29 protein-coding genes and 1 pseudogene are annotated in these 24,692 nt (G+C 68.0%); 9 read left to right on the top strand and 21 right to left on the bottom strand.

From position 1 onward, the window contains the following. The first annotated feature begins 30 nt into the window (after positions 1 to 30). Both P3T35_RS07890 and P3T35_RS07885 read left to right on the top strand, forming a co-directional pair. The gene (locus tag P3T35_RS07890; RefSeq protein ID WP_101379842.1) at positions 31 to 918 is read left to right on the top strand and encodes a helix-turn-helix transcriptional regulator; all 888 of its coding nucleotides are present in this window, start codon (positions 31 to 33) and stop codon (positions 916 to 918) included. After that, positions 911 to 1,111 (top strand): DUF397 domain-containing protein, encoded by a 201-nt coding sequence (locus tag P3T35_RS07885; RefSeq protein ID WP_101379841.1) that lies wholly within the window; start codon positions 911 to 913, stop codon positions 1,109 to 1,111. The genes P3T35_RS07890 and P3T35_RS07885 overlap by 8 nt, the downstream gene beginning before the upstream one ends. A 422-nt stretch (positions 1,112 to 1,533) precedes the next feature. Here P3T35_RS07885 and P3T35_RS07880 read toward each other — a convergent pair whose 3' ends face one another. From P3T35_RS07880 to P3T35_RS07865, 4 genes are all read right to left on the bottom strand, one after another. Then, positions 1,534 to 1,647 carry an SAM-dependent methyltransferase gene (locus P3T35_RS07880; protein WP_218976662.1) on the bottom strand — a complete coding sequence of 38 codons (114 nt, stop codon included), beginning with the start codon at positions 1,645 to 1,647 and terminating at the stop codon, positions 1,534 to 1,536. Positions 1,648 to 1,702: 55 nt separating this feature from the next. Continuing rightward, a complete protein-coding gene (locus P3T35_RS07875) occupies positions 1,703 to 2,296 on the bottom strand; it encodes a GNAT family N-acetyltransferase (protein ID WP_101379840.1) in 594 nt (197 codons plus the stop codon). A 56-nt stretch (positions 2,297 to 2,352) separates the two neighbouring features. Then, on the bottom strand, positions 2,353 to 2,925 hold the full coding sequence (locus P3T35_RS07870) for a 1,4-alpha-glucan branching protein (RefSeq protein ID WP_101379839.1): 573 nt from the start codon (positions 2,923 to 2,925) through the stop codon (positions 2,353 to 2,355). Between the two features lie 83 nt (positions 2,926 to 3,008). Next, a complete protein-coding gene (locus P3T35_RS07865; protein WP_101379838.1) occupies positions 3,009 to 4,802 on the bottom strand; it encodes a carbohydrate-binding module family 20 domain-containing protein in 1,794 nt (597 codons plus the stop codon). Between the two features lie 647 nt (positions 4,803 to 5,449). Here P3T35_RS07865 and P3T35_RS07860 point away from each other — a divergent pair. Next, positions 5,450 to 5,617: a hypothetical protein gene (locus P3T35_RS07860; RefSeq protein ID WP_180356402.1), complete on the top strand. Its 168-nt coding sequence runs from the start codon at positions 5,450 to 5,452 to the stop codon at positions 5,615 to 5,617. A gap of 253 nt (positions 5,618 to 5,870) precedes the next feature. On the opposite strand, the gene P3T35_RS07855 is transcribed toward P3T35_RS07860, so the two are convergent. From P3T35_RS07855 to dacB, 3 genes are all read right to left on the bottom strand, one after another. Further along, the gene (locus P3T35_RS07855; RefSeq protein ID WP_101379837.1) at positions 5,871 to 6,371 is read right to left on the bottom strand and encodes a hypothetical protein; all 501 of its coding nucleotides are present in this window, start codon (positions 6,369 to 6,371) and stop codon (positions 5,871 to 5,873) included. A 180-nt stretch (positions 6,372 to 6,551) separates the two neighbouring features. Beyond that, entirely contained in the window at positions 6,552 to 7,472 is a 921-nt protein-coding gene (locus P3T35_RS07850; RefSeq protein ID WP_101379836.1) for an NAD(P)-dependent oxidoreductase, read from the bottom strand. Positions 7,473 to 7,681: 209 nt separating this feature from the next. After that, positions 7,682 to 9,223 carry a D-alanyl-D-alanine carboxypeptidase/D-alanyl-D-alanine-endopeptidase gene (gene dacB, locus P3T35_RS07845; RefSeq protein ID WP_280704758.1) on the bottom strand — a complete coding sequence of 514 codons (1,542 nt, stop codon included), beginning with the start codon at positions 9,221 to 9,223 and terminating at the stop codon, positions 7,682 to 7,684. Between the two features lie 344 nt (positions 9,224 to 9,567). On the opposite strand from dacB, the gene P3T35_RS07840 reads away from it, so the two are divergent. Next, a complete protein-coding gene (locus P3T35_RS07840) occupies positions 9,568 to 10,092 on the top strand; it encodes a hypothetical protein (protein WP_143676784.1) in 525 nt (174 codons plus the stop codon). A 7-nt stretch (positions 10,093 to 10,099) separates the two neighbouring features. Here P3T35_RS07840 and P3T35_RS07835 read toward each other — a convergent pair whose 3' ends face one another. Both P3T35_RS07835 and P3T35_RS07830 read right to left on the bottom strand, forming a co-directional pair. Next, on the bottom strand, positions 10,100 to 10,351 hold the full coding sequence (locus P3T35_RS07835; RefSeq protein ID WP_280704756.1) for a hypothetical protein: 252 nt from the start codon (positions 10,349 to 10,351) through the stop codon (positions 10,100 to 10,102). A 331-nt stretch (positions 10,352 to 10,682) separates the two neighbouring features. Then, positions 10,683 to 11,330 (bottom strand): MOSC domain-containing protein, encoded by a 648-nt coding sequence (locus P3T35_RS07830; protein WP_101379833.1) that lies wholly within the window; start codon positions 11,328 to 11,330, stop codon positions 10,683 to 10,685. Between the two features lie 393 nt (positions 11,331 to 11,723). Between P3T35_RS07830 and P3T35_RS07825 the strand changes: the two genes are divergently transcribed. Further along, the gene (locus P3T35_RS07825; RefSeq protein WP_101379832.1) at positions 11,724 to 11,966 is read left to right on the top strand and encodes a hypothetical protein; all 243 of its coding nucleotides are present in this window, start codon (positions 11,724 to 11,726) and stop codon (positions 11,964 to 11,966) included. A gap of 169 nt (positions 11,967 to 12,135) precedes the next feature. Here the strand turns inward: P3T35_RS07825 and P3T35_RS07820 are convergent, their stop codons facing one another. After that, complete coding sequence (locus P3T35_RS07820) at positions 12,136 to 13,413, bottom strand: MFS transporter (protein WP_280704753.1); 1,278 nt, start codon at positions 13,411 to 13,413, stop codon at positions 12,136 to 12,138. Positions 13,414 to 14,132: 719 nt separating this feature from the next. Between P3T35_RS07820 and P3T35_RS40390 the strand changes: the two are divergent. Next, positions 14,133 to 14,270 (top strand): annotated as a pseudogene (locus tag P3T35_RS40390) (IS5/IS1182 family transposase); the annotation flags it as partial. Here P3T35_RS40390 and P3T35_RS07815 read toward each other — a convergent pair. From P3T35_RS07815 to P3T35_RS07775, 9 genes are all read right to left on the bottom strand, one after another. Next, complete coding sequence (locus tag P3T35_RS07815; RefSeq protein WP_348533402.1) at positions 14,236 to 14,535, bottom strand: hypothetical protein; 300 nt, start codon at positions 14,533 to 14,535, stop codon at positions 14,236 to 14,238. The pseudogene P3T35_RS40390 and the gene P3T35_RS07815 sit on opposite strands and share 35 nt — an antisense overlap. 10 nt (positions 14,536 to 14,545) lie before the next feature. Further along, positions 14,546 to 15,163, bottom strand: coding sequence for a DUF5753 domain-containing protein (locus tag P3T35_RS07810; protein ID WP_143676783.1), 618 nt, complete (start codon positions 15,161 to 15,163; stop codon positions 14,546 to 14,548). A gap of 187 nt (positions 15,164 to 15,350) precedes the next feature. Continuing rightward, complete coding sequence (locus P3T35_RS07805) at positions 15,351 to 15,773, bottom strand: low molecular weight phosphatase family protein (RefSeq protein ID WP_101379828.1); 423 nt, start codon at positions 15,771 to 15,773, stop codon at positions 15,351 to 15,353. Then, entirely contained in the window at positions 15,766 to 17,274 is a 1,509-nt protein-coding gene (locus P3T35_RS07800) for an ASCH domain-containing protein (RefSeq protein WP_218976661.1), read from the bottom strand. Before P3T35_RS07800 ends, P3T35_RS07805 begins: the two co-directional genes overlap by 8 nt. Positions 17,275 to 17,333: 59 nt before the next feature. Beyond that, entirely contained in the window at positions 17,334 to 18,188 is an 855-nt protein-coding gene (locus tag P3T35_RS07795; RefSeq protein ID WP_101379827.1) for a helix-turn-helix transcriptional regulator, read from the bottom strand. Then, positions 18,175 to 18,693, bottom strand: a complete 519-nt coding sequence (locus tag P3T35_RS07790; protein WP_101379826.1) for a DUF6879 family protein — start codon at positions 18,691 to 18,693, stop codon at positions 18,175 to 18,177. The genes P3T35_RS07795 and P3T35_RS07790 overlap by 14 nt, the downstream gene beginning before the upstream one ends. Continuing rightward, positions 18,677 to 18,877 carry a hypothetical protein gene (locus P3T35_RS07785; RefSeq protein ID WP_101384943.1) on the bottom strand — a complete coding sequence of 67 codons (201 nt, stop codon included), beginning with the start codon at positions 18,875 to 18,877 and terminating at the stop codon, positions 18,677 to 18,679. Before P3T35_RS07785 ends, P3T35_RS07790 begins: the two co-directional genes overlap by 17 nt. A 251-nt stretch (positions 18,878 to 19,128) precedes the next feature. Continuing rightward, a complete protein-coding gene (locus P3T35_RS07780; RefSeq protein ID WP_101379825.1) occupies positions 19,129 to 19,332 on the bottom strand; it encodes a DUF397 domain-containing protein in 204 nt (67 codons plus the stop codon). Positions 19,333 to 19,361: 29 nt separating this feature from the next. After that, positions 19,362 to 20,291, bottom strand: a complete 930-nt coding sequence (locus P3T35_RS07775) for a helix-turn-helix transcriptional regulator (protein ID WP_280704786.1) — start codon at positions 20,289 to 20,291, stop codon at positions 19,362 to 19,364. A 185-nt stretch (positions 20,292 to 20,476) separates the two neighbouring features. Here P3T35_RS07775 and P3T35_RS07770 point away from each other — a divergent pair, with 185 nt between their 5' ends. Then, complete coding sequence (locus tag P3T35_RS07770) at positions 20,477 to 20,902, top strand: ATP-binding protein (RefSeq protein ID WP_101379823.1); 426 nt, start codon at positions 20,477 to 20,479, stop codon at positions 20,900 to 20,902. On the opposite strand, the gene soxR is transcribed toward P3T35_RS07770, so the two are convergent. After that, the gene (soxR, locus tag P3T35_RS07765) at positions 20,895 to 21,359 is read right to left on the bottom strand and encodes a redox-sensitive transcriptional activator SoxR (protein ID WP_101379822.1); all 465 of its coding nucleotides are present in this window, start codon (positions 21,357 to 21,359) and stop codon (positions 20,895 to 20,897) included. The two genes, P3T35_RS07770 and soxR, sit on opposite strands and share 8 nt — an antisense overlap. Before the next feature lie 55 nt (positions 21,360 to 21,414). On the opposite strand from soxR, the gene P3T35_RS07760 reads away from it, so the two are divergent. Next, on the top strand, positions 21,415 to 22,083 hold the full coding sequence (locus tag P3T35_RS07760; protein WP_101379821.1) for a transketolase: 669 nt from the start codon (positions 21,415 to 21,417) through the stop codon (positions 22,081 to 22,083). A gap of 20 nt (positions 22,084 to 22,103) precedes the next feature. Beyond that, a complete protein-coding gene (locus tag P3T35_RS07755; RefSeq protein WP_101379820.1) occupies positions 22,104 to 23,018 on the top strand; it encodes a transketolase C-terminal domain-containing protein in 915 nt (304 codons plus the stop codon). Here P3T35_RS07755 and treZ read toward each other — a convergent pair. After that, complete coding sequence (gene treZ, locus P3T35_RS07750; RefSeq protein ID WP_101379819.1) at positions 22,984 to 24,690, bottom strand: malto-oligosyltrehalose trehalohydrolase; 1,707 nt, start codon at positions 24,688 to 24,690, stop codon at positions 22,984 to 22,986. The two genes, P3T35_RS07755 and treZ, sit on opposite strands and share 35 nt — an antisense overlap. Between the last annotated feature and the right edge of the window lie 2 nt (positions 24,691 to 24,692).

Genomic DNA, 24,692 nt, shown 5'->3' with positions numbered 1-24,692 from the left:
AAGCTCCCAGCGAGCCAGGAGGGGTGACTTGTGGCAGAGCGAGAGCGGCCGATCGGATCCACCGTTCCCCGGCGTCAACTGGGGAGGCAGCTACAGCACCTGCGTACCTTGAAGGGGTACACGGTAAAGCGCGCAGCGGTGCGTTTTGAGATCTCCGAAGCAAAGCTCTGGAGGATCGAAACGGGTCGAACCTCGGTCCGGGCCATGGAAGTAGAAGCCATGTGCCGGGAATATGACGCCAGCCCCGCTCTTATGGAGGCCCTTGTGGGCCTCGCGCGGGAAACCAAGAACAAGGACTGGTGGTACAGCTTCAAAGACGTGATCCCGGACGGATTTGATCTCTACATCGGACTGGAGCAAGCCGCCACGGAGATCAAGACGTTTGAAACGTCGTTGGTTCCTGGGCTTCTGCAAACCGATGGTTATGCGCGCACGCTCTTCCGGGCCGGCCAGCCCGACGCCGAACCACGAGGGATCGAGCGCCGCGTCCGCCTGCGGACGGCACGAAAGGCCATCCTCGACCGGAATATCGGAGCACCCTCCCTCCAAGTGGCCATTGGTGAGGCAGTGCTCAGGCGTCAGATCGGGTCTCACGAGGTGATGGCAGAGCAGCTGATGCATCTGACTGATCTGCTCGACCGTGTTGACCTGCGGATTATCCCCTTCTCGGCCGGACTTCATCTCGGGGTGCTCAGCGGATCGTTCACCCTCTTGCACTTCCCACTTACGCCAGACGGTGAGGACACCGAACCCCCAACCGTCTACTCCGACGGTTATGCCGGGGATCTTTACCTTGACAGCTTCCGGGAGGTCGATCTGTACGAGAAGACTTTCAAGAGTATCTGGAGTGCCGCACTCACTACTGAGGAATCGAGGCACATGATTTCTGAAGCAGCAAGGAGTAGCAAGAATGCGTGACCTGACGGCCGCCGAGTGGTACAAGTCCAGCTACAGCAACCATCAGTCCAACTGCGTTGAACTTTCGTTGACCGCACACGCGGTCCCGGTTCGTGACAGCAAGGACCCCGAAGGCCCTGCACTGACTTTCCCGCAGACGTCATGGACGGCTTTCGTCAACAGCATCAAGGCTGGCGAGCTGCCGCATTCCTGACTGAATATCAGCCTGTCAGCCCCGGCGGTGACGACGTCTCCGTCGGGGCTTCGCTGCTCCAGGGTCGAGCGCCCGACTGGTTGCCCATGCTGACCTCATCAGGCTGCCGCGCCGGGCTGGGGCCGGTGGCGGGAAGCTTTACGCACCCACCGCTGGCGGGGCCCGAGTCGGGCAAGACCGGGGGGCCACTCGGCCAAATTGCGGTCAGGCCCAGAAGCCTGCCCGAGACCGCCGCCAGCTTACGGCCCCCCGGCCATGCCCGACCCCACCACCGGCAGGACCCCGCCCAAAGCTTCCCCCCACCTCCGCGCGCCAGGTGTCCGACCCACCTTCCACGCCATCAAAAAGGCCCGCTGACCTGCAAACTCAGGCAGCGTGCACGTTTAGCCGAGGCCGCAAAGGGCAAGCTCTGTATAGAGGGACTACCTGCCGAGGTAGTAGTCGTACATCCGGGCCGGGTGGGGGATCTCCGGGTAGAGCTCGGCGGGCGGCGGTGCATCGTCGTCCCAGGACATCCAGCGCTGATCGACGGTCATGGTGGTGTCCCCCCACGGTTGATGACGGTGCGGCGACAGGATACTGGGGGGGTGGTCAGCGGGACGCCAGTGCCTGCGCCTGTGCCTGCGCCCGGGTCAACCGCCAGACCCGGTCCTCGCCGCTCTCGCTCGGGGCGAGCGGCTCGGTGGCCGGGCGGTGATGGTGCTCGGTGTAGCCGAGGCGGGCCGGGACGGCGCCGCTCGCCTGGTTGGCCTTGTCGTGGATGATCTCGACGTAGTCGACGCCGGGCAGTTGGAAGGCCTGCTCGGTCAGCGCCCGGGCGGCCCGGGTGGCCACCCCGCGCCCGGTGGCGGCGGGGTGCAGCCAGTATCCGATCTCGCGTCCGTTCTCCGGGGTGTCCTCACGCCGGAACAGCCCGCAGGCGCCCACGATTTCGCCGTCCAGCGTGATGGCGTAGCTGAACTCCCGCCCGCTGTCCCACTGTTCCGCGCGGCCGGCGAGCCACTCGCCCTGCGCGGCCAGGCTGTGCTCGGCGGCCCAGGGCATCCACGGGCGCAGGTGGTCCAGCGACTCCTCGATGACCCGGAAGAACTCCGGCAGGTCCGCCTGGCCGGCGAACCGGCGCAGCGTCAGGGAGTCGTCCAACTCGATGAGCGCCTGGGTGTGTTCCACGAAGGAGGGGTCCATACGAGAGGATCGTATACGGGCGGCCCCGGTGGCAACAGGGTCAGCAGGATACGCACTCAGCGCGCGGCGGTCGCGAACACGCCTCGGCCGGTGCTGCCGTCGGGCCAGGCCCACTCGGCGACCAGCTGCGCGGCGTCGCCCGCCGCCTCGCCGGCCCGCAGCACCCGGGTGAGCCGCGGCTCGAACTCCTGGGCGTCGGCGGTGCCGTGCACGGCGACCGTCAAGTCCGGGGTGTCGTCCTCGTCCTGGTCCTGCGGCACCGCCGCGCCGGCCAGCAGCGCGCGCAACTGCGCCTGCACCACCGGGTCGTGCGCGCCGTCGTAGAGCCAGCGGGTGCCGAGCACGCCGTGCTCGGAGGTGCCGACCAGCGCCGCCTCGGGCACGCCGTCCAGCGGCTCGCCGCGGTAGCCCATCGGCACCAGGTAGGCGACCGGTTCGGCGCCCGCGGTGTCCACGACCACCACGAACTCGATGCCGACCTCGCCCGCCGGGTCGTCGAGCCGGAACCCGCCCGCCTTGGCCAGCACGGGCGTGCCGGCGCCGCCGAGGTACCAACTCTGCTTCGGCAACCAGTCGGTGAGCAGCTCCACCTTGGTGGGCTCCATGCTGGTCTGGTGGATGATCGCCATACGGGTTCCCTCACGAAAACGGACCACGGCCCGCCGGTCGACGGGCCGTGGCCGAACTTATCCCAGGAGCCTGGTCCCAGTGGTCACCAGCTGTCGTTGTTCGTCGCGTTGCCCGAACCGCCGGTGGTGAAGTACTTGTTGGTGCCGGGCTCCCAGACCACCGAGCCGTCCGGGTTCTTGATGAGGTACTTGTACTCGACGTAGGTGTTGGCCGGCAGCGTGACAGTGCCGTTCCACACCGGGTAGCCGGCCGAGGAGAGCGGGATCGCCTGGCTGGTGGTCCAGCTGCCGAGGGCCGGGATCGAACCGACCAGGAAGACGTTCTGGCCGTACGTGGTGGTCTCGTTGACGCTGAAGGTCTGGCCCACCGTGCCCGCGGCGGCGCTCGGGCTGTACAGCGCCACGGCGTCCATGGCCGGGACGGTGACGGTCGCCGTGCCGTTGGCGGCCACGGTGACGGTCGAGCCGGAGCAGGCGCCGCTGGACGGGGTCAGGTTGCCGTGGATGACGTCGCAGTAGCTGCCCGCGGGCAGGCCGGTCGTCACGGTGACGGTCTTGGCGCTGCTCTCGTTGTTGATCGCGATCCAGCCCCGGTTGCCCCGGCTGAACGCGATCAGGTTGCTGCCGTCGTCGTACCAGTTGCTGACCGACTGGCCGGCCGTGGCGTTGTGCCAGCCGACCATGTTGGATATGCCCTGGTTGCGGTGGGTGCAGAACCAGCCGTTGGAGCAGTCGGTGTTGGTGACGAACCCGTTGGCGTCGGCCGGTGGGGAGTCGTCGCTGTTGGTCCAGGTGAAACTGGAGTACACCTGAGGGACGTCGTAACCCCAGGCCAGTTCGAAGAGGTTGGCCAGGATGTAGGGCGCGCCGCTCTTGTAGTTGAGGGTGCTGCCGTTGCGCTCGGTGTCGTGGTTGGTCACCATCGAGGTCGAGGTGCCGGGCGGCTCCAGGCCCCAACTCTGGCCGAAGCTCTTGAGGTTGGCGATGTTGCCGGTGAACTGGGCCTTCAGGTCGTCGGCGTAGGTGAACTCGATCACGCTGCCGTTGGACTCGAACGCGCCGGGTGCCAGCGAGCCCGAGCTGCCCGGGATGACCTCCTGGTAGACGTACGGCCGGCTGTTGGTCCAGGAGGTGTTCTGCACCTGGGCGAGGATCGCCGCCATGTCGGCCTGCGCGATGTGCTTGGCCGCGTCCATCCGGAAGCCGTCAACGCCCACGGACACCAGGCTGTTGAGGTAGCCCGCCTCGGTCTGGCGGACGTGGCCGCTCTCGGTGTAGAGGTCCTCCAGGTTGGACAGGTCGCACTCCTGCACCTGCTGGACGTTGTTCCAGTCGCTGATCGACAGATCCGAGTTGGGGCAGTTCGCCGGGTAGGCATGGAAGTCGGAGGAGCTGTAACCCGGCTGGGAGTAGCTGTAGTCGGCGGAGTTGAAGGTGTCGCCGCCGTAGGAGTCGGTGCTGGTGTTGTTGTTGCCGGCCATGTGGTTCAGCACGGCGTCCGCGTACACCTTGACCCCGGCGTTGTGGCAGGCCGTCACCATGGACGCGAACTGCGCGGCGGTGCCCATCCGGCTGTTGAGGTCGTACCCGATCGGCTGGTACACCTCCCACCACGGGTGGCTGCTCTGGTTGAGCCGGATCGAGTCCTCGGGCGGCGCGACCTCGACGGCGCCGTAGCCTTTGGGGCCGAGGACGGTGGTGCACTCGTTGGCCACGGACGGCCAGTTCCACTCGAAGAGGTTGGCGATCACATCGCCGCCGTTGGGGGCACTGGTCGCATGGGCGGCGGTCGGGGTGCTGAGCGGCAGTACCGCGCCGCTGAGCAGGGCGCCTGCCACCATCAGGGCGGCTCGACCGCGTCGGCGGGCTCGCTTCATGTGGGGGTCTCTCCTGGGCTGGCGGCCCGGCCACGGGCACCGGGTTGCCGGGCAGCGCGAAGCGTCGGCGCAGCGTCGCGCGAGCACACCAGGAGGCCGTGGGGAGCCGAGGGGTGGGGGGTGCCCCGGGCAGGCTTGGGGGGCCGCCCGGAGCGTGGCAGGCCGTGCGCCGCGCCGAGGTCCCGCCCGGCGCCGGCGACCGACCGGGAGCCGCACGGCCCGTGGACCGCCCGACTCCCTCGCCACTGCGGTGAGCCACCCCGCTGGGGAGGGCAGCCGCCGCGCAGCAGACCTTCTCGCGTGCCGGTGTGGGCGTCAAGGGGGAGTGCAGGTGCTTGCCGAAAGTTGCTGCAAATATTTACATGACGCTGCATGGTGCCCGGGTGGGCCGAGGCTGCCGTGGACAGCACCAGGACCGTGTCCTGCTGCAGTGCAGCTGGCGGATTCTCAATCGGTCTCATCCGCGTTGTCGGATTCTCACTGCGTCACGCTCTCAGCGGCGGGTCTCCTCGTCCGGGGGTATCGCCATGGGGCAACTGTCCGCTACTGCCGCAATATCGGCGGTCCGTTGCCCGCTTGTGTTCAGAGATTGCGTTGTGGTGCTCCAGCTCTACTCCCGCCGTGACCGTCGGTAGTAGAAAGGAAGGATGGGAAGACAGGCAGTCGTCGTGCTCTACGTGGTCGCGCTGGTCGCCGTCGTGGTTGGCGTTGACGTGCTGTTCTTCAGGCACCAGGCCTGGGAGCGGCTGATGGTGAACGTCGGAGTCGTCCTGGTGTTCGGGGCGTTCTATTTGAGGTTCCTGAAGGGTTCATGATCAGACCGCCGAGAGGGTGCGCATCGAACGGCTCCGGACCCGCAGACTTCGCGCCGGAGGCCCGATGCCGACGCGGCTCGCCTTGCAGCCCACCCCGGATTCCGCAGAAGCCGGATGCACTGAGAATTCCGAGTTGAGTGTTCTCATCCGATCTGGCAAGCCCGCGGCACAGCACAAGATCTACAGACAAGCTCAACGCGACAGGACAGCCCGCCGCGACGGGGGTGCGGCGGGCCTGTGAGCGAGCGGCGGGTTACCGTCGGCGCGCCGGGGCGGCTTGTTTGCGCTCGTGGTCCATCCAGGCGCCGCGCTCCCTGATCGTGCGGGCGGTGAGGATGTCCGGCAATACGGCGCCCAGCAGGTAGCCGGCCATGACCGGCAGGATGACGAAGCCCAGCAGAACCACTGGCAGCTGTCCGGCTCTGGCGAGCCCGGGGCCCCGTCCCCTCTTGCGACGCACCTCCTCCGGCGTGGGCGGTGAGGCAGCCCGGCGTCGGAAGTCACGCACGCCGAAACCCACGGCGACCACGGCGGCACCCGTGAGGAGCAGCGTGGCCGCTGGCCGCCACCGCCCCCAGCCCGCGCTGAACTGGATGAACAGATAACTGCCCAGACCTGCCAGGAAGGCAATCAGCGCGAGCTGGAACAGTGCCAGCCAGGCCCGGCGCAGCCAGTAGCCGGCGTCACGGCGGTACCAGCTGCGCTTGAGGAACGGGATGGCCTCAACCCGCTCAGAGGAGGCTGCTGATTTCATGCCAGACCCCCTCATGCCAGACCCCCTCGCCATGCCGCCGACCGCCTTGACGGACTGTATCGGCGACCGGGCGCGACGGTAGCACCGGATACGGATACGGATACGGATACGGATACGAATTACGAAATAGGGATTGCGGACGTGGACAGGGACGGACCGTGACCCGGGTCGGCAGGTGCGTCAGGCGCCGTGCTCCGCGTGGTCCAGACCTGCGGCGCGGGCGGCGAGTTCGAAGAGTGAGGCGTAGTCGGACTCGCCGTGGCCGTGGGCGATGGCGGTCTGGATCAGCTGCTGCACCATCGCGCCGAGCGGCATCGGGACCTCCAGGGCGCGGGCGGCGGCGAGGCCCAGGTCGAAGTCCTTGCGCAGCATGGTGGTGGTGACGGTGGGGGTGTAGTCGCGCTCGGCGAGCGCCCTGCCCTTGTGGCGGGTCACCGTCGAGCCCAGCACGGAGCCGTTGATGAAGTCGATGAAGTCCGCGCGGCTCACCCCGCCCTTCTCGGCGAGCGCCGTCACCTCCACCAGTGATTGGGTGACCATGCCGAGCATCAGGTTGTGGCACAGCTTGACCAGCAGGCTGGTCTGGCCGGGCCCGGTGTACGTCACGGTCGGGGCGATCTTGTCGAGGTACGGGCGCACCCGCTCGAAGGCCTCGGCCGTCCCCGAGGCCACGATGGCCGCCCGCCCCTCCGCCACCATGTCCGGGTTGCCGCTGACCGGTGCGGCGAGGAACGCCACGCCGGCCTCGGCGGCTGCCGTGCTCGCCTGGGCCGATGCCTCGGCGGAGACCGTGGAGAAGTCGACGATGACGGCCGGGCGGTGACCGTTCGCGCCCCCGTGCAGCAGGCCGGCGGGCCCGGTGACCACCTCCAGGAGGTCGGCGGAGGCCGTCACCACGACGAAGACGATGTCGGCATGCTCGGTCAACTCGCCTATGGTGTCGGCGACTTCGGCGCCCTTGTCGGCCAGTGGTGCGGTCTTGGCCCGAGTCCGGTTCCAGACGGTGAGCTTCTCGCCGGCATCGAGCAGGCGTTCACTCATCGCCACGCCCATCCGGCCGGTGCCGAGCCAGCCGAGGCGGGGGTGCGGGTAGTGCTCCATGGTGGGGCCTCCTTCTTGGTGATCTTCTGCGAGGGTGCCCTACCCAATGCCTGCTCTGAACAGTCCGTCTGACTGATCATCAACCTGCAGTGTGGTTGGGGGTGCCGGGTGACGGCGGGCGCTCGAAGAAGGTTTCCAGGGAGACCGTCGAAACCCACCGCGTCGGAAGGGGGCGGGCCTGGCATCCGACGCGGTGGGCCGACGTCACCTCACTCCCGCCCGGTTCCGTGTTCGCGTGCCGACGCCTGCTCCTGCAGCAGCGCGGAGATCTGGTTGACGTCGCCGACCACGTTGAAGAAGCTGTCGATGGTGGGAGTCGACGCACCGGTGACGCCGATGAAGAAGGTGTGCAGGCAGCCGCCGTCCGTCTTCAGGTAGCCGGCCAGGGTCTGGGTGCCCACGGCGACCTGCTGGTTGAGCTGGTCGAAGCCGACCGCGCTGCCCGGCTTGGAGAAGACCTTGCCCTTCGCGGGGCAGTCGTGGGTGCAGAACATCGCGCCCGAGCCGTCCACGCCCAGGATCGGCAGCGACAGGCGGAAGGCGTCCGCGTCAGGGGTCTTCAGCCAGTAGGCGAGGATCTCGTTGAGGCCGATCGGGGTGGCCCGGTCCACCGGGTCGCCGCCGCGCCCGTCGGCGAGCTGGAACTGCGTCGGGTCCACGTGCGCGACCTGGCTCAGGAAGTCGTGCTCGATCTTGAAGGCGTCGAAGCAGTCCTTGCTGCCGTGCGAGACCGCCATGTTGCAAAGGGCCAGGTTGGCACCGAGGTTGTGACTGACCTTCAGGATCAGCTTGGCGTACTCGTGGTACGGCGGCGAGGTGAACGCGGCGACCCGCGGGTCGTTGCCGTACGAAGCGGGCAGCGAGCCCAGCGGGTTGGGGCCGGTCGGCGTGGCGGTGACGGTGACCCCGGCCCGGGCGAGCGCCTCGATCAGCGCGGTGCGGCCGAACGCGTTCGGGTCCTGGACGGGGGAGACCTTGAGGGTCGGCTTCGCATCTGCGGCGATCGTGCCGGACAGGGTGATCCGGGTGCCGTCGGGGGAGGTGGCGACCTGGATGTCCGTCGGCCCGCCGGCTGCCACCGTCCTTACCGTGGAGGTCACTTGGTACGGCGCGACCTGTGGGCGCCAGCTCAGCTCGGCGGGCTGCCCAGCGGCGGTGGGGGTGGTCAGCAGGTCGATCAGGTTGTCGTTGATGATCAGGGGGGTGGGCTGCGGGTCCAGCGCCGGGGGCGTGAACAAGCGCGGGTCGACGATCACATCGCCGTCCACCCGGGTGATGCCCGCGTCGCGCACCTGGCGGGCGAGCTGGTCCAGGCCGGCCAGCGGGTCCTCGGGGGTGAGGGTGGCGCCGGGCAGGTCGTCGGCGTAGGTGTGGTCGATGTCGGTGAACGCCACCGAGCCGTCCGCCCTGGTGCGCCCGCCCATCGTCAGGTCGCCCTGGGCAACGAGCGCCAGGTTCCCGTTGAGCGTTGACCCGTCGCGCGCGCCGACCGCGATGAGCGGCGTGGTGAACCGGTGGTCAGGGCCCAGGGTGTGCCAGGCGGCCGAGATGGTGACCAGCTTGGCGGTCGAGCCCGGGATGAAGAACTGGTTGGCGAAGCGGGAGTGGACGACCTTGCCGGTCGCGGTGTCGACCTCCAACAGGCCCCACTGCGCGTGCTCGTAGCCGGGCTTGTGCATGATCGCCTCGATGGCCGGCCCGAGGTCGTCGTCCGCTACCGCCGTAGGGGCGGAGGCGGACGCGCCCGCCATGGCCACGAGTGTCGCTGCGGCACTGGCAGCTGCCCAGGCCCGCAGCCGGCCGCGGATCATTGCTCTCATGCGTTCCGCCGTTCCTGGAGTGGAGTCGAGGAAGCCCGGGGCCGGGCGCTCACGGCGGCATGCTATGAACCGAAGTCGCTCACTTCCCGGTGGTGGTAGATGAACTGACGGTGTGTGGGACGAATGTCATCCGGTCGGTCGAGCGGTACCGGGTCGGCTGGTGCTGCGATGCGGCGGCGATATGGCAGCGATATGGCAGCGATACGGGCTGCCGTCAGACTCTCCGCCCGGTGCGACGGCGGGTCGGCCGGCGGCAGGGAGAAGAGGAGAGCGCCATGCGTTCGTTCACGAGTTCGTCCATGGGTTCGTTGGCGGGTTCGTTCCCGGGTTCGTTCGCGGGTTCGTTCACGCGGAAGGTCGCCGTCGCCGGGGCGCTGGCGCTCGCGGCGAGCGGGGTGACGGTGGCGACGGCCGGCACCGCATCGGCCAGCGGCTGGGGCTGCTCGGGCACCGAGGTGGCCTCGTACCCGCTGGTCCGGCCCGACACGGGCACCACCTACAGCTACGTCCACCTGTTCTGGGACTCCTCGACCGGCTACAACTGCGCCGTCAACGTCAAGGTCGGCAGCCTCTACGGCGTTCAGACTTCGACGTCCGTCGAGCTCGACGAGTGCGCGCAGGACGCGCCCGGCAATTGCACCATCGTCGGCAACCCCGCGGTGGACAACGGCGCCTACTCCTACTACGCGGGCCCGGTCCGGGTGTACGGCCAGGGGCACTGCATCCAGCTGAAGGCCGACACCTGGGACCAGGACGACAACCTGGCCGGATACAACAGCCTTGGCGGGTACCACTGCTGATCGATCATCAGCTGATGGCCCGCACGTCGCCGAGCCGCCTGTACAGCTCTGCCGCACGCTCGAAGAGCTCCAGCTCCCGCGCTTCCTCGACCCGCTCCTCCAGGAAGCGGGCGTGGATCACCCGGCCGCGGGCCAGTGCAAGGTCCGCCTCGACCTCGTCGAGGCCCCGGTCGGCGGACGCCAGCGCACCGCCGTCGCCGCCGAACACGGCACGTTCGTAGAGGAGTCCGGCCTGCTTGATTCGCTCGTCCGCAGTCATGCCGTGATCGCATCGACCGCACGCAATAGAATTGACGATCAGTCAAACATGATGAAGATGGCGCCAAGGAGCCTTTCATCATCGCGGCGGGCGAGCACAAGAGCCGGTGCACCCGGCCAGTCGCAGCCGAGTTCAAGGCCGTGCAGAGCTCCACTCCGGTGCGTGACGCCGGTTACTGTAGCTCTTCCGTCACCTCGGCGTGGACGACGATCGGGGCTTCCGTATCCGCCCGGGTACGCCGAGCCAATCTTCGCCAGGGCCAACTGGAGCGCGCCTGCTCGATCAGCTGCCTCTGACGGCCCAGAAGGGCATTCTGAGACGATCGGTTCAGTCAGGCGGAGCGCCGGGCGGCCAGCTCCTTCGCCTCCAGCGGGAGCGCCTCGGCGGGCAGCAGCCGCGGCAGCAGGTCGGGCTCCAGGGTCAGGGCGCGGAAGGTGAGTTCCACCGTTACGTCATGGTCGGGCCGGTGGACGACGGCGATGCGGTCGCCCGCCCGGATCTCGCCAGGGTGGAGTACGCGCAGATACGGGCCGGGGCGGGCGGCGGCGGTGAACTGCTTGAGCCAACCGTCGCGGTCCAGCCAGCCCTGGAAGGTCGAGCAGGGGATCCGCGGGCAGGACACCTCCAGGACGACGTCCGACCCGATCTGCCAACGTTCGCCGATCAGGCTGGTGTTGACGTCAATCCCCATAGTGGTGAGGTTCTCCCCGAACGTGCCGTTGGGTAGTGGCCGTCCCAACTCGGCTTCCCAGTCGTCGAGATCCTCACGGGCGTAGGCGTAGAAGGCCTGGTCGGCGCCGCCGTGGTTTCGCACGTCGTACGCCCGATCGCCGGCGAGGCCGACTTCCCCTGTGCCCTTGGGGCCGGGTGCCTGGACGGCGACCGGGCCCTGAACAGGTCGCTTGTCGATGCCCGTTGTGCTGGGGCGCTTCCACGGATTGGGCCGTGGCCTGCCGATGTTGACGGAGAGCAGCATCATGGGGTGACGGTAGGCGGCCGGCTGAGGTGCCGCGACTGAATTCGAGCACCCCTCCGAGAAACGAAGGGCGATCACTGGCGAGCGTCCGTACGAAGGAAGCGTGGAGCTCGTCTTCTCACCCACCGGCGACGGTAGCTGCCGTACCGTCATCCGCCGCCGCGACGGCGTGGCCCTGGAAATGCGCTCATACTCCCGCAGGCACCGCGTGCCCCACGACCTGGCCCATGCTGCAACCGAACGCGAACTCCGGCTGGGTGCAGGCGTCTTCGGCTGCATCGCCGCCGGAGCCGTGTTCTCCTCGATGCACCTGCTGACCAGCACGCCACGACACGACGCTGCGGCACGCAGCGCCGCATCATCAAGGGCAACGCCGGCTCGATCACCCTCGCCGAGGTGCTCAGCGGGGTGGTCCACAAGGCCGTCGAGGGCTCCGGAGTTGAGCTGTTCCGTGAGGCGAGGGACGGGTGGGGGACCGTGGAGGAGCGTCCCTTCCCCTACACGGCAGCCACCCTCGCCGCGGCGGCGGAGACCTTGAGGACGCTGGCCGAGCGATGGTGTGCCCTGACGCCTGGCGCGGAGCTTGCGTTCACCTGGCCCAACGACCTGGCTGCGCCAATCCCGACCACCCGCCGCTGAGAAGCCGTTGTCGTACCGATCTTGCTGAGTATGCGTTCGAATACGGTGGCTCGGTCGGGTGATCTTCGGTCTGTCCGTGCATGAAGACAGGGCCTCTGGTGCAGCTCGGGGTCTGCTCAAAGGGAGCCCGGACCGTCCGGAGGACTGGCCGGGGCCCCGGTCCGCCCGCTCAGGCGCTGAGTTCCCGGGACTGTCCGGCCCACCGGACCACGAACGGCATGGCCAGGCCGGCCGCGACGAAGACGCCGCCCATGACCAGCCAGCCGGGGACGCCCCAGCTCAGGCAGAGCAGGCCGAGCAAGCCCGGAGCGATGGTGTAGCAGAGGCCCATGCCGATACCGAACACGCCGGAGTACTGTCCCTGCGCGTGCGCGGGGGCCAGCCGGAACCGCAGCTCCATCGACCCGGCCGCGTGCCACAGCGAACCCACGGTGTGGATGGCGACGCCGACCGTCATGATCGCCGCGGCGGCCCAGCCCGGCAGGCCCGAGGCCATCGCGATGACCGCCATGCCGACCAGGAACGCCAGCCCGGCGCGCCGGGTGGCCCGGCCGGCGACCTGGCCACCCTTGATCCCGCGGCTGGTCCGGATCTGAAGGATGACCACCATCATGGTGTTGACGGCGAGCGCGATGCCGGTGAACCAGCGCGGTGCATGGGTGTGCAGGACCACCCACAGCGGCAGGGCGTAGGTCACCACCTCGCCCTGGATCCACAGGATGCCGTCCAGTACGACGAACGCCATGTACGGCTTGTCCCTGAGCGCGAGCCACCGGTCCGACTCGGTCGAGGAGGGCAGCGGTTCCAGCTTGGGCACCCCGAGCATGACGGCCGCGCAGCCGATGAAGGTCAAGGCGTTGGCGACGATGAGCGCGCGGTAGGCGGAGCCGGAGTCGAGCTGGATCACCACACCGGCGGCCAGCGCGCCGAAGGTACTTGCCAGGAAGGCGGTCGAGCGCAGGTAGGAGCGGAACTTCGGCACCTCGTCACCGCCGAACCGGCGGATCATCGGGCCGCGCGCCGCGCCCCCCGAGGCACCGGCCAGGTCGGTCACCGCCATGGACACCATGAACACCACGAACGAGTGGGCGAACAGCAGCGACAGCATGGAAACGGTCTGGATCAACAGGGTGACCAGGAAGACGCCGTGAGGGCCGCGGCGGTCGGCGAGGTGCCCGACGGGCGGGCCGGCGAGCAGGCCGACCACTCCCGCGACCCCGAGGCCGAGGCCGACCTGCTCGATCGGCAGGCCGACCACCCGCAGAGCGTACAGCGGCGCCGTTGCCAGGAAGGCCGCGGTGCCGAGCTGGTTGATGAAGCCTCCGAGAGCCAGTCTGCGCTGGGGGCCGGACTCGAGGAGCAGCCCTCGGCGCACCAGCCAGGGCCGACGGTCCGGGGCGATGTCCTCCTGACAGTCGTCGGGGGACAGGGTGCTGGTCTGACTCACGTGGTACTCCTGGATGTTGATCACGGCTGGGCGAGGACGGACGGTGCGGCGCAGTGCCCGGGAGCGAGCCGCGCGTCGAGCGCCTCGGCGAACCCCGGCGAGGGGTTCAGCCGAAGCCGCCTCTATTGATCCGCTCACCGCGACCCCGGTCTGCGAATCAAGGCTTCAAGATCATCTCAAGAGAGAATGCTCGCTGCTCTCGCACCTGGCGAGCCGTCAATCCTCTTTTGGAGGTGCTCGTGCCCCTTTTGGAGATGCTCGTGCCCCACGCCGCCCTGATTGCAGCCGCCCCTGCCATCCTTTGCCTCGCACCAGGCTGCGGCCCCTCGAAGAGCTCGTCGACGTCAGCGGATCGGGCATCGCAGAGACTCGGCGAGATCACCGGGTAACGGGATGCCGAGGATCCGTTCCGCGGCCCGAATCTCCTCTGGTGTCGCCGGTGGGTTGAGCAAGGCGAGGTCGGAAGCCGAGTGCGTCGCCAGCCAGGAATCGATCCGGCTCCATGACTCTGAGAAGCCGCTGTCGTACCGGTCTTGGTGAGCATGGGTTCGAATGCGGCGGCTCGGTCGGGCGATCTTCGGTCTGTCCGTGCATGAAGACAGGGCCTCTGGTGCAGCTCGGGATTGTCGAGACCTTGAGCACACCAGGAGGCGCTGTTGTCGCTGTTCTATGCCCTCGCACCGGCTGGCGCCAACTCGGCTTCACCTGAGTGTGATTGCCAGCGGACGTTCGCGTGGCTGATGCGCTCACGCCGCCTCGCCCGCGACTACGAGGGCCGCACCGACACCTCGGAGGCGATGATCCGATGGTCGATGAGCATGGTCATGAGCCGCCGACTCGCCCGCCGGCCACACTGAACATGCCCGGCTTCTCCTCCGCCAGCCAGCCCCGCGCGACCAGCCGCTTCGCCTTCGACCGCACCCCTTCCACCTTCGCCGGAACCGGCTCCAGCCCGAGTGCCACCGCGAGTTGCCGACAGTCCCTCACCTCCCCACCCGCCCGGCTCCCACCAGTCAGCGCCTTCACGAGCCGCTGATAATCCGGCGCCAGCACACCGACGTTGAGCCCTTCACACCACTGCGGCACCACGGAACCGGGCACCGGTCCGGGTGTCAGGCCCATCTGCGCAGCATCACGTCGCCGCCATTGTCGCCGCGATGAGCTCGCGCGCCTGCTGGCCGTACACGGCCGAGGACTTGAGCAGGCCGAACGCCTTGCGGAACACCGCCAGCCTGGCCGGCTCCGCGATCGTCTCGGAACCGCGGAAGCCCTCGACTTCGATGCGGCAGTCGTCGAAGAAAGAGAAGCCCTCGGCCGGATAGATCAGGAGCCGGGCGCGGGCCGGGATGATCCCCAGGGTGAGCCCCGGCAGGGTGGTGGCGTCGAGCAGCCGCCGCAGCTGGCCGCGCATGACGTCGGCGCCGCCGATGTTGGTCAGCAGGGCCTGTTCGCCCAGGAGCACGTGGTAGGTGCGTCCTTCCCGACCGATGTACTGGGCTCGGGCGGTCCGGGCGGCGACGCCGGCCTCGATGTCGTCGGGGATCTCGTGGAAGTCGACGACGAGTCGCAGCATGGCGGCGGCGTACTCCGGGGTCTGGAGGTCGCCCCAGACGACATCCGGGCTATAGCCGACGTAGTCGCGGGTGTTCTTGGCCAGCTCCAGGAAGCTCTGCTGCACGGGACTGGTTCCGGACTGGAGCAAGTTGTCCCAGGTGGCGTTCGGGGGAGGGGAGTTTTGCACGTGGGTCATCCTTCTTCTTGGTCTGGTCCACCGCTGCCTCGTACACGGGTGGAACGTCGACGGGGCCGACTTTTCCCCGCGCGAGAGACGGCGGTGCGTCCGGTGGGTCTGGCTCCTTGGCGCCGGCGTGGGTTGGGCCGTTGCGGAGGCGGGCGTGTAGGACGTTGGCTGGGACTCGGCGGGGACTGTCATGCCGTCAGGCCGCATAGAGCAGTGCGACCGTCTTCTGAATCTCCATGATGGTGTTGGTGAAGTCGTCGGGGTCGCCACCCCAGGGGTCGGTGATGCCCGGGGAGAGGATGCGGACCGGTCGGTTGGGCCCGGCCAGGTCTTGCACGGCTTGGGCGGTTTCCTGGTCCACGGCGATCAAGTCGTCGGCCCACGCGATGAGTCCCTCGTCGAGGATGGTGCCCCGGTGGTGGGTGAGGTCGTAGCCGAGGGCGGCGGCCGCCTCGATCATCAGCGGGTGTGCGGGTTTGCCGACGTGCCAGTTGCGGAGTCCGGCGGAGCGGACGTCGAGGGTGCCGCCCGATCGCTCGGCGATGATGAGGGCGGCGATGGGGGAGCGGCAGTGGTTGCCTTTGCAGATCACGAGAACTCTGCGGCGGGTGCTACTCATCGGTGTTCACGTTCGTGATCTCGAAGGTGATGACGCCGAGGGCTTCCTTGTGGGGTGGGAAGATCGCCTGAATGGCGCGCAGTTGCTCGGCTTCGGTGGCGTGGGGGTTGACGGCCTTGGGGTCTTCGGTGTCGAACATCTCCTTGAAGGTGCGGTAGTGGCCGATCCGGGTGACCCGGGTCAGGCATTCCTCGCCTCGGCAGGTGAAGTTGAGCAGGTCGCCGACGCGGATCCGCTTCATGGAGTCGTAGGCGACGCGCACCTCGACGGTCTTCTCGCCGGAGGCGATCAGGTCGAAGTACTGCTTGTAGATCTGGATGTTGCGGGGGCGGCCGTGCGTCTGGGGCTGGTGCTTGGCCGGTTGGCGGGTGGTCATGAGGGTTTCCAATGCGGTGGTGGTGTAGGACCGGTAGAAGTGCCTGGGGTTGCTGAGCATCAACTCGCCGAGCCCCGAGAGCGCTGCCAGGTAGTCCGCTTGCGTGCCGGGCCACGTCGTGGGGTCGAGCAGCCAGCCTGAGTGGCCGAGGTCCGCAGCGGGCCCGTGACTGGCGGCGTCGCGAAGGAGGCTCTTGGATAGCTTTCCGCCGTCGCTGCCGAGGACTTGCGGGGTGAAGATGCGCAACGGCAGCGAGCGCGACGGGATGCCAATCGAAACGTGTGCGCCGTCCACGAGTTGGCAGCCGAACGCCCAGTCGCCGCCCTTGACCATGACGTGCAGCGTGCCGTCATCGGGCGGGTAGGAGCGTTCCTTGACCACGTTGCGGTACAGCGTCGCCAGGTCCAGGTAGCCGCCACCGAGCGGAGTGATGTCCGCCTCGTAGCGCCCGTGCTCGTGGCACATCGCCTCGAACAGCGCGCCCGAGCCGTCGAGTTCCAGCAGCCGCGTACGGTCGGCGTACTTCTCGGCCCACCCGCAGTCGGGGCACGGTAGGCGGATGTGCGCGGTGCCGCTGGCCGGAGCGAGCCAGTAGCGGATCTCGTCCAGGTATTCCAGCGTGCGGAGGAACTCGGCGCGGAAATCCGGGCTTGCCTGCTGCTCGGTGTACGTGGCGAGGGTGTACTCGACGCCGGTCCGGTGGGTCATCGTGTCGAGCAGCGGTGTGTAGTACTCGGTCACCAGGGCGCGGATGCCATCGCCGGCCAGCTGGTGATGGTACGTCAGCTGGTTCTTGCGGCCCTCGGATGTGATGGTTCGTGCCGGGGCGTTGTCGAGCGCGGTGAAGGCGACTGCGGCGTCGATGCCGAACTCGTCGCGGGCTCGCTCGGCGATCAGGAACGACAGGCTCTGCACCAGATGCGTGCCGATGTGCGGTCGTCCGTTGATCTGCGTGCCAACGGCGAACTCGATCCGATCCGCTCCAGCTTCCAAGATCCGGGGCCGAAGCACGTCCAACGCATCGTCAACAGCATTGGCCAGCACGGTGTTCGGCGACCTGAGAAGGTCAGCAGTTTTCATGCGGTGTTCTCCGCTCTGCTCGCGAGCCGTCTGGTTGGCGGCCACTCGCCCCGCTTTTTATGACGGGAAACCACGCTAAGACCGATGGAGGCCAGAGGTGGCGGTTAGTCGAGTTCTCGCATGAACTCGTCGGCGCGATCCCGGAGAAACGCGGAGGCAGCCGCGCCGGTAAGGGCGCTGCTCATGAAAAGGTCGAACAGGTCGATATGATGATTGACATCCTGCGGGTCGCGCAGCACGACCTCTCCAGAGAAAAGCTCAACGGTGACCAGTCGGTCGTCATAGATGACGAAGATATTCATGGGCGTGCCACGAACGGCAACTCCTTGGGGAATAACCCCGATCTCGATATTGGGCTTCTCGGAGACATCGGCCATATGTTCGGCTTGTGCGGCCATCACACAGGCCGGCGCGCGACGCCATCGGACAGCCTGCTCCGTCATGAGAAAGACGAACTGACGCGACGGATCATCCAAAATGGCCTGTCGGTCCATTCGCGCTTGAACCACCCTGCCAATGTTCCTGGCCGGGGCGCTTCGCACTGAGGGCGTCAGCGTCGCCATCGCGTACTCCCGCACGTGCAGCAGTCCTGTGGGGATCGCGGGCAGGAAGTGGCGCATCACCTGGGATGACTGCTCGAGGGCTCTCAGCTCGGCCTGCTTCTGGTAAAGGCCCAGTCGAGCATACGTCCGCCAGGCGGTGTAATCGACGTTGGCTACCCTCGCGAGTTCGAGAAGTTCTTGTGCGACCTCGGTGGGGACGTTCAGTGCCGCAAGAATTCTCTCCACATCGATGACGCTCGGAAGAGTCTTTCCATTCTCTATCCGACTAATTTTTGACTGGCTCATGGCGCAGCGGACGGCGAGACGCTCTCCGGACAGATTAGCAGCCAGGCGGAGGCCCCTGAGGGCCTCCGCCAGATCTTTCCGCTGCTTCCCTTGGTGCTCAGGTTCTAGCACTGTTCCACTCTGCGAAGGGTACGGCCTCAGCCAGGGCGGTATCCTGCCAGCGGCGATACATGGCCAGGTCCGGACGCTCGATCAAGGTTCGGTCGATTTGCGTGCCGTCGGGACGATAGTTCAGGTGCACGACGGTGGATTCGTCGAACATCCAGAAGTCCTGGTTAGGGAGGTCGATCTCCCGGTCTGTCAGGTCGAGGATTCGGATGTCCTCGCCGGCCGCCACGTTGCCGGGAATTCCCCAAGCGAGCTGATATCGCTGGTAGTTGGTCAGCGGCTTGCGGATTACTCGGACCCGACCGAAGCTCCTGCCGGCGGCCACGGCAGCTCGCACGGTCACGTGCCAAGGCGCGTTGTGGTTGGACGGCTTGGGCTCACCACGGAGGAACCGTGCCAGGCTCTCCGTCTCGGCTGGCATGGTGTACGTGGGTTGAACCTCCAGCCGCCAGGCGGTTCGCTCGAACTCACGGAAGTGGCGCTGCCATTCCTCACCATCCAAGAGCACGCGCGGCCTCCTTCAGTACAGACTGCGGAATCTCCACCACGGACTCGCCAGCCGGGGTGGCACGGTCAATGTCGTAGCCCTGAACGGCGAGCGTGCCCCGATCAGTCACATAGATCGTCGGGCAGTCGCCCGAGTCGCAGTCTTCTCCATTCCCAGAGTTGCCACACGGGCCACCGGCAATCATGGTCAGCTCCACAGCGCCTCCTTTGTAGGGTGTGCGCGATACGTTACGGACCGTGAAGATCGCGGACAAGGGTGATCGTGCCGCTAGTCGCGTTCTCGCATAGATCGGCTCGTGGCTTGGCGGCTGGGGGTGATCGAAGGCGCCCTGTCAGCATGGCGCTCCAGCGGCCGTGGGCCGCCCTACGCAGTGGCAGGGGGCCGATCTCGACGCACTGGTTGGGCACCAGACGTGAGCGAGGTGGTGCCGACTGCTCAGATAGCGTCGTGCGCCTGGAACTTGATGATGAAGGCCTGCCAGGCACCGCCGGGAAAAACGAGGGCGGGGCCGTGGGGGTCCTTGGAGTCGCGGACGGCCATGGCGCCGGAGACGGTATGTCCCACCTCGACGCACTCGTTGGCCTGGGCGCTGTAGCTGCTCTTGTGCCAGCCTCGCGTGTCGATCTCCGGAGCAGTCATGCGTGGACACCTCGTGTCTGTTCGACTTCTCAAACTTCTGCCGCGATGGCGGTGATCATATCGAGCGACTGCGCCGGATCGAGTGCCGATGAGCGAAGGTGGTCGAAGACCAGGCTGTAGCCGTTGAGTTCTGCTGGCTGTTCGAGATAGTGACTGCTGGTCAGGTTTTCCAGAAACACTGCGCCGGGCAACGCTGAGTCGGTGAAGCCGATCATCACGAACCCGCCGCATGCACCGGCGGTCGCGCCGCCACTGAGCGGCATCACCTGGAGGGTGATATTCGGATGCTGGACCGCGTCGGCAAGGTAGCCGAGCTGGGACCGAAGTACCTCGGGACCGCCTACCGGGCATCGAAGGGCCGGCTCCCAGATGATCGCGCAGAACCGGGCCGGGTTGTCGGCCCGAAGCACTTCCTTCCGCTCCATGCGGATCTTGACGAGTTGATCGATCCGTTCGGGGCGCACGGCGGCGGGGTTGGCTTCGAGCAATGCGTGGGCGTAGCTCTCGGTTTGCAATAGGCCTGGGATGACCAGCGGCTGCCATGTCCGGATGTACCGAGCGTCCCGTTCGAGGTCCAAGTAGTCCGCGTAGATCGGAGGGATCGTGTCCTCGTAGTCGTGCCACCAGCCGCGCTTCTTGCTTTCGCGGGCCAACTCTTCGAGGTTGTCGCGGGTTTTTTGCTCGGAGACCCCGTAGAGGTCGAGCAGCAGCCCGAGGTCCAGCCTGCGGATGCCGGAGGCCCCGGTCTCGATACGGCTGATCTTGGCGCGGGAACACTTGAGCGCACCAGCCGCGTCCTCGGTGGACTTCTTGGCTGCTTCGCGCACGCGCCGAAGTTCTGCGCCCAGGCGGCGGCTTCGCACCGTGGGTCGTGATTCCTCTGGCACCGGTCCTCCCTCTCTGAAAGCCAGTCTGCCCGTTGACCGTGGGTGCGGGACAGAGCCGGCGGCCAGTTGCATCGTTGCAAGCGTTTCGCTTGCATCCTGCACCACGTCGGGGGCAGACTGCAAAGGGTAGTCGCATGGATCGTCTCCGTAATGATGATGATCCGTCGTCGGGCATTCCTTTGCCCTCATCCATGTCTTCTCGGGGGTATGCCCGAGCCCAAATCCCTTCATCTGCACAACTGTTAGGGAGCACCACCATGTCTGAAGCCCTTACCCAGCCCGCCCGGGACCCGCAGACCGCAGAGGGGTGGCTGCCGTGCAGTGGGCGCGCTCCGCTTCTCGCGCGCCGGGCGTTGCGGGAGTTGCTCGCCAGGGTCGATGGGGGTGGGCGGTTCCTGGAGGACGGGGAGCTGTTGGTGAGTGAGTTGGTGACCAACGCGCTGGAGCACGGTATGCAGGCGGCCGGGCAGCGGATCGGCTATGCGTTCAGCGTGGAGGGTGAGTTCCTGCATCTCGCAGTCGAGGATGAGAGCGAGCAGAAGCCGATTCCGCGTCAGGTTGACGGCAGCCAGGAGTCCGGGCGGGGGCTGCTCCTGGTGGAGGTGTTGGCTGTGGAGTGGGGGTTCGAGCCGCAGAAGGGTGGAGGGAAGCGCGTGTGGGTGAAGGTTGGCTGTGTCAGCTGACCCGCTCCCGCTTGGGCAGCAGCCGTCGCGCCCCCGGGCCTTGCTCCCCCTGGATATCGTGCGGGTTGTAGAGCGCGCACCGCCCGAGCGACAGGCAGCCGCAGCCCACGCAGCCCGTCAGGTGGTTCCGGAGGCGCTGGAGATCGGCGATCTGCTCGTCGATGCGGGCCTGCCAGGCCGTCGCCACTGGGCGCCACTCCGCGAGGGTGGGGGAGCGGTCCGCTGGGAGGTCGGCCATGGCGTCGCGGGCCTCCTCCAGTGACAGGCCCACCGTCTGGGCGGCCTTGATGAAGGCGAGCCGCCTGAGGGTCTGCCGGGCGTAGTGGCGGCGGCCCCCCGCCGTGCGTTCGGCGTGGATCAGGCCGAGTTCCTCGTAGTAGCGCAGCGCGGAGTGGGCGATGCCGCTGCGGGCGGCGAGTTCGCCGATGGTGAGGCGGTCGCGAGGGGGGACGGTCATAGAAGTGATCTTACTGCTTGACCTCAAGTCGGCTTGAGGTTGCAGAGTTACAGCCATGACCACGACGTACGCGGATCTCCCCCGCCTGATGGGACGTATGACCGGCGCCGAGAAGCACGGCCCGGCGGCCACCTCCACCCTGGACGCGCTCTGGGTGCTCTATGACCGGGTGCTGAGCGGCACCCCCGGCGACCCCGACCGTGACCGCTTCCTCCTCTCCAAGGGCCACGGCCCGATGGCCTACTACGCCGTGCTCGCCGCCAAGGGCCTGATGCCCGAGGAGTGGCTCAACGACTTCGGTGGGTATGACTCGCCGCTCGGCCACCACCCGGACCGGGTGCTGATCCCGGCTGCCGAGATCGGGTCCGGCTCGCTCGGGCACGGGTTGCCGCTCGCCGTCGGCACCGCGCTCGGCCTCCGGGCCCAGGGCAACCGGGCCGCCGTCTGGACCCTGATCGGTGACGCCGAGTTCGACGAGGGCTCCAACCACGAGGCGCTCGCCTACGCCGGCGCGCTCGGCCTGGACCGGCTGCACACCATCGTCATCGACAACTCCTCGGCCAGCCATGCCTGGTCGGGCGGCATCGCGGCCCGGTTCGCGGCCCACGGGTGGTCAACGGCGACCGTCGACGGCCACGATCACCAAGCTCTGTACGCCGCTTACACCACACCGCACGCCGGGCGGCCGCACGCCGTCATCGCCCAGGTCGAGCCGAAGAACTAGCAAAGAGGAGAAGGAAAGAAATGGACACCATGCGCGAGCGCTTCATCACCGTCACCACCGAACTGCTCACCGAAGACCCCCGAACCGCCCTGGTGTTGGCCGACATCAGCGCCGCCTCCTTCGGCCAGGCCCAGCAGGCCCACCCCGACCGCGTGCTCAACGTCGGCATCCGCGAGCAGCTGCTGATCGGGGTGGCCGGCGGGCTGGCGCTCACCGGGATGCGGCCGATCGCGCACACCTTCGCCAGCTTCCTGGTCGAACGGCCCTTCGAGCAGATCAAGTTGGACCTGACCCACCAAGGCGTGGGAGCCGTCCTGGTCAGCGCCCTGGGCTCCTATGACTGGCCGGCCGGCGGCCGTACCCACATGTCACCCGGTGACGTCGCCCTCCTCGACACCCTCCCGGACTGGACGATCCACGTTCCCGGCCACCCGGACGAGGCCGAGGTCCTGCTCCGTCACGCCGTGGCCGACGGCGACCGCAACGTCTACGTGCGCCTGTCGAACCACAGCAACCAGGACGCGCACCACGTGGAGCCCGGCCGGTTCCTGACCATGCGCCGGGGAACCAGGGCCACCGTCATCGCCGTCGGGCCGATGCTGGACGCCGTGCTCGCCGCGACCGCCGACCTGGACGTCACCGTGCTCTACGCCAGCACCGTCCGCCCGTTCGACGCGGCGGCCCTCCGCGCCACCGGGCACACCGACGTCGTCATCGTCGAGCCCTACCTGGCCGGCACCTCCAACAACGAGGTGCACCAGGCGCTTGCCGATCTGCCGCACCGGGTGCTCGGCCTGGGTGTGCCGAAGGCCGAGCACCGCCACTACGGCAGCATGGACGAGCACCTGCACGCCTACGGCCTGGACGCCGCCGGGATCCGCGAGCAGATCCTCACGTTCACTACGAAGCAGCAGCCGAAGCAGCAGTCGAGGTGATGACGCAGGAGCGCGGCCCGAGCCAACTCCTGGACACCTCGCCCCAGCTGAGCACCACCTCGCCCTCCGGTAGGTCCACCGACTTCTCGCCGAAGTTGACCGCGATCCGGAACCGCCCCCGGTGCACGGTGAGCCGGCCGGCCTCCTCGTCGAAGTCGACCCGCACCCGGCTCAGGTCCGGGTCGGTCAACTCCGGCGTGGACTTCCGCAGCCGGATCAACTCCCGGTACCACTGGAGCAGTTCGGCATGGACCCCGGTCCGGGTCTCGCTCCAGTCCAGGACCGAGGCCCGCACGGTGGCCGGGTCCTGCGGATCGGGGACCTCCTCCGCAGTCCAGCCGTACGCCTCGAACTCCCGCCGCCGCCCCTGCCGGACGGCCTCCGCCAACCCGGGGTCGGTGTGGTCGGTGAAGTACTGCCACGGCGTGCTCGCCCCCCACTCCTCACCCATGAACAGCATCGGTGTGAACGGCGAGGTGAACACCAGCGGCGCGGTCAGGGCCAGTTGGCGAGGAAGCAGCCGGTCTCCGATCGCCCGGTTCCCCACCTGGTCATGGGTCTGCGCGTAACCGAGCAGCCGCTGCCCGTACGCCACCGGGAACGGTCGCCCGTGGTGCCGCCCACGGAACGACGACCACGTCCCGTCGTGGAACCAGCCCCGGGTGAGCACTCGTGCCAGCGCGGCCATCGGCGCCCGCCCGAAGTCGGCGTAGTACCCCTGCGATTCACCGCTCGCCGCCGCGTGCAGCGCATGGTGGAAGTCGTCGCTCCACTGCGCGGTGAGGCCGTAGCCGCCGGCCTGCCGGGGCGAGGTGTGCCGGGGGTTGTTGAGATCGGACTCGCCGATCAGGAACAGCGGCCGCCCCACCGACCCCGCCAACGCATCGACAGCCGTCGACAGTTCCTCCAGGAAGTGCACCGCCCGGTCGTCCACCAGCGCGTGCACCGCGTCCAGCCGCAGCCCGTCGATCCGGTAGTCGCGCAGCCAGGTGAGCGCGCTCTCCCGCAGATAGGCGCGCACCTCGTCCGACCCCGGCGCGTCCAGGTTCACCGCCGAACCCCACGGCGTCTGGTGCCGCTCGGTGAAGTACGGGCCGTACGCGGGGAGGTAGTTGCCGCTCGGCCCCAGGTGGTTGTGCACCACGTCCAGGATCACCCCGAGCCCCAGCCCGTGGGCCGCGTCCACGAAGTGCTTCAGCCCGTCCGGCCCGCCGTACGGCTCGTGCACCGCCCACGGCGCGACCCCGTCGTAGCCCCACCCGCTCCGCCCGGGGAACGGGCAGACCGGCAGCAATTCGACGAAATCCACGCCCAGTTCGACCAGATGCCGCAGCCGCTGCTCCGCCGCCGCGAAGGTGCCCTCCTCGGTGAAGGTGCCGACATGCAGCTCGTACACCACCGCACCGGCCAGTGGCCGCCCCCGCCAGGTGGACGCCGACCACCGGTAGGCGCCGTGGTCCACCAGCCGGCTCAACCCGTCGGGGCCGTACGGCTGGCGGGCCGACCGCGGATCGGGCAGCGCCCGCCCGCCGTCCAGCCGGAACCCGTAGTCGAGCCCGGCCGGGGCCTCGCCGCGCCACCAGCCGCCCTCGCCGCGGGCCAGTGGATGGGCGGTGCCGTCGACCTCGACGTCGACGCGGCCCGCGGACGGGACCCAGACCTGGTATTCCACGG

This window comes from Kitasatospora sp. GP30 (assembly GCF_029892145.1).
Classification (GTDB): domain Bacteria; phylum Actinomycetota; class Actinomycetes; order Streptomycetales; family Streptomycetaceae; genus Kitasatospora; species Kitasatospora acidiphila.
The sequence above is the reverse complement of the archived record's forward strand: the minus strand, read 5'-3'. Positions and strand labels throughout refer to the sequence as shown.

Bases quoted from the DNA above. Each gene is read 5' to 3' on its own strand.
- P3T35_RS07885 (WP_101379841.1), top strand. From the start codon at position 911: ATGCGTGACCTGACGGCCGCCGAGTGGTACAAGTCCAGCTACAGCAAC.
- P3T35_RS07880 (WP_218976662.1), bottom strand. From the start codon at position 1,647: ATGACCGTCGATCAGCGCTGGATGTCCTGGGACGACGATGCACCGCCG.
- P3T35_RS07875 (WP_101379840.1), bottom strand. From the start codon at position 2,296: ATGGACCCCTCCTTCGTGGAACACACCCAGGCGCTCATCGAGTTGGAC.
- P3T35_RS07870 (WP_101379839.1), bottom strand. From the start codon at position 2,925: ATGGCGATCATCCACCAGACCAGCATGGAGCCCACCAAGGTGGAGCTG.
- P3T35_RS07865 (WP_101379838.1), bottom strand. From the start codon at position 4,802: ATGAAGCGAGCCCGCCGACGCGGTCGAGCCGCCCTGATGGTGGCAGGC.
- P3T35_RS07860 (WP_180356402.1), top strand. From the start codon at position 5,450: ATGGGAAGACAGGCAGTCGTCGTGCTCTACGTGGTCGCGCTGGTCGCC.
- P3T35_RS07855 (WP_101379837.1), bottom strand. From the start codon at position 6,371: ATGAAATCAGCAGCCTCCTCTGAGCGGGTTGAGGCCATCCCGTTCCTC.
- P3T35_RS07850 (WP_101379836.1), bottom strand. From the start codon at position 7,472: ATGGAGCACTACCCGCACCCCCGCCTCGGCTGGCTCGGCACCGGCCGG.
- dacB (WP_280704758.1), bottom strand. From the start codon at position 9,223: ATGGCGGGCGCGTCCGCCTCCGCCCCTACGGCGGTAGCGGACGACGAC.
- P3T35_RS07840 (WP_143676784.1), top strand. From the start codon at position 9,568: ATGCGTTCGTTCACGAGTTCGTCCATGGGTTCGTTGGCGGGTTCGTTC.
- P3T35_RS07835 (WP_280704756.1), bottom strand. From the start codon at position 10,351: ATGACTGCGGACGAGCGAATCAAGCAGGCCGGACTCCTCTACGAACGT.
- P3T35_RS07830 (WP_101379833.1), bottom strand. From the start codon at position 11,330: ATGATGCTGCTCTCCGTCAACATCGGCAGGCCACGGCCCAATCCGTGG.
- P3T35_RS07815 (WP_348533402.1), bottom strand. From the start codon at position 14,535: ATGGGCCTGACACCCGGACCGGTGCCCGGTTCCGTGGTGCCGCAGTGG.
- P3T35_RS07810 (WP_143676783.1), bottom strand. From the start codon at position 15,163: ATGACCCACGTGCAAAACTCCCCTCCCCCGAACGCCACCTGGGACAAC.
- P3T35_RS07805 (WP_101379828.1), bottom strand. From the start codon at position 15,773: ATGAGTAGCACCCGCCGCAGAGTTCTCGTGATCTGCAAAGGCAACCAC.
- P3T35_RS07785 (WP_101384943.1), bottom strand. From the start codon at position 18,877: ATGATTGCCGGTGGCCCGTGTGGCAACTCTGGGAATGGAGAAGACTGC.
- P3T35_RS07780 (WP_101379825.1), bottom strand. From the start codon at position 19,332: ATGACTGCTCCGGAGATCGACACGCGAGGCTGGCACAAGAGCAGCTAC.
- P3T35_RS07775 (WP_280704786.1), bottom strand. From the start codon at position 20,291: ATGCAACTGGCCGCCGGCTCTGTCCCGCACCCACGGTCAACGGGCAGA.
- P3T35_RS07770 (WP_101379823.1), top strand. From the start codon at position 20,477: ATGTCTGAAGCCCTTACCCAGCCCGCCCGGGACCCGCAGACCGCAGAG.
- soxR (WP_101379822.1), bottom strand. From the start codon at position 21,359: ATGACCGTCCCCCCTCGCGACCGCCTCACCATCGGCGAACTCGCCGCC.
- P3T35_RS07760 (WP_101379821.1), top strand. From the start codon at position 21,415: ATGACCACGACGTACGCGGATCTCCCCCGCCTGATGGGACGTATGACC.
- P3T35_RS07755 (WP_101379820.1), top strand. From the start codon at position 22,104: ATGGACACCATGCGCGAGCGCTTCATCACCGTCACCACCGAACTGCTC.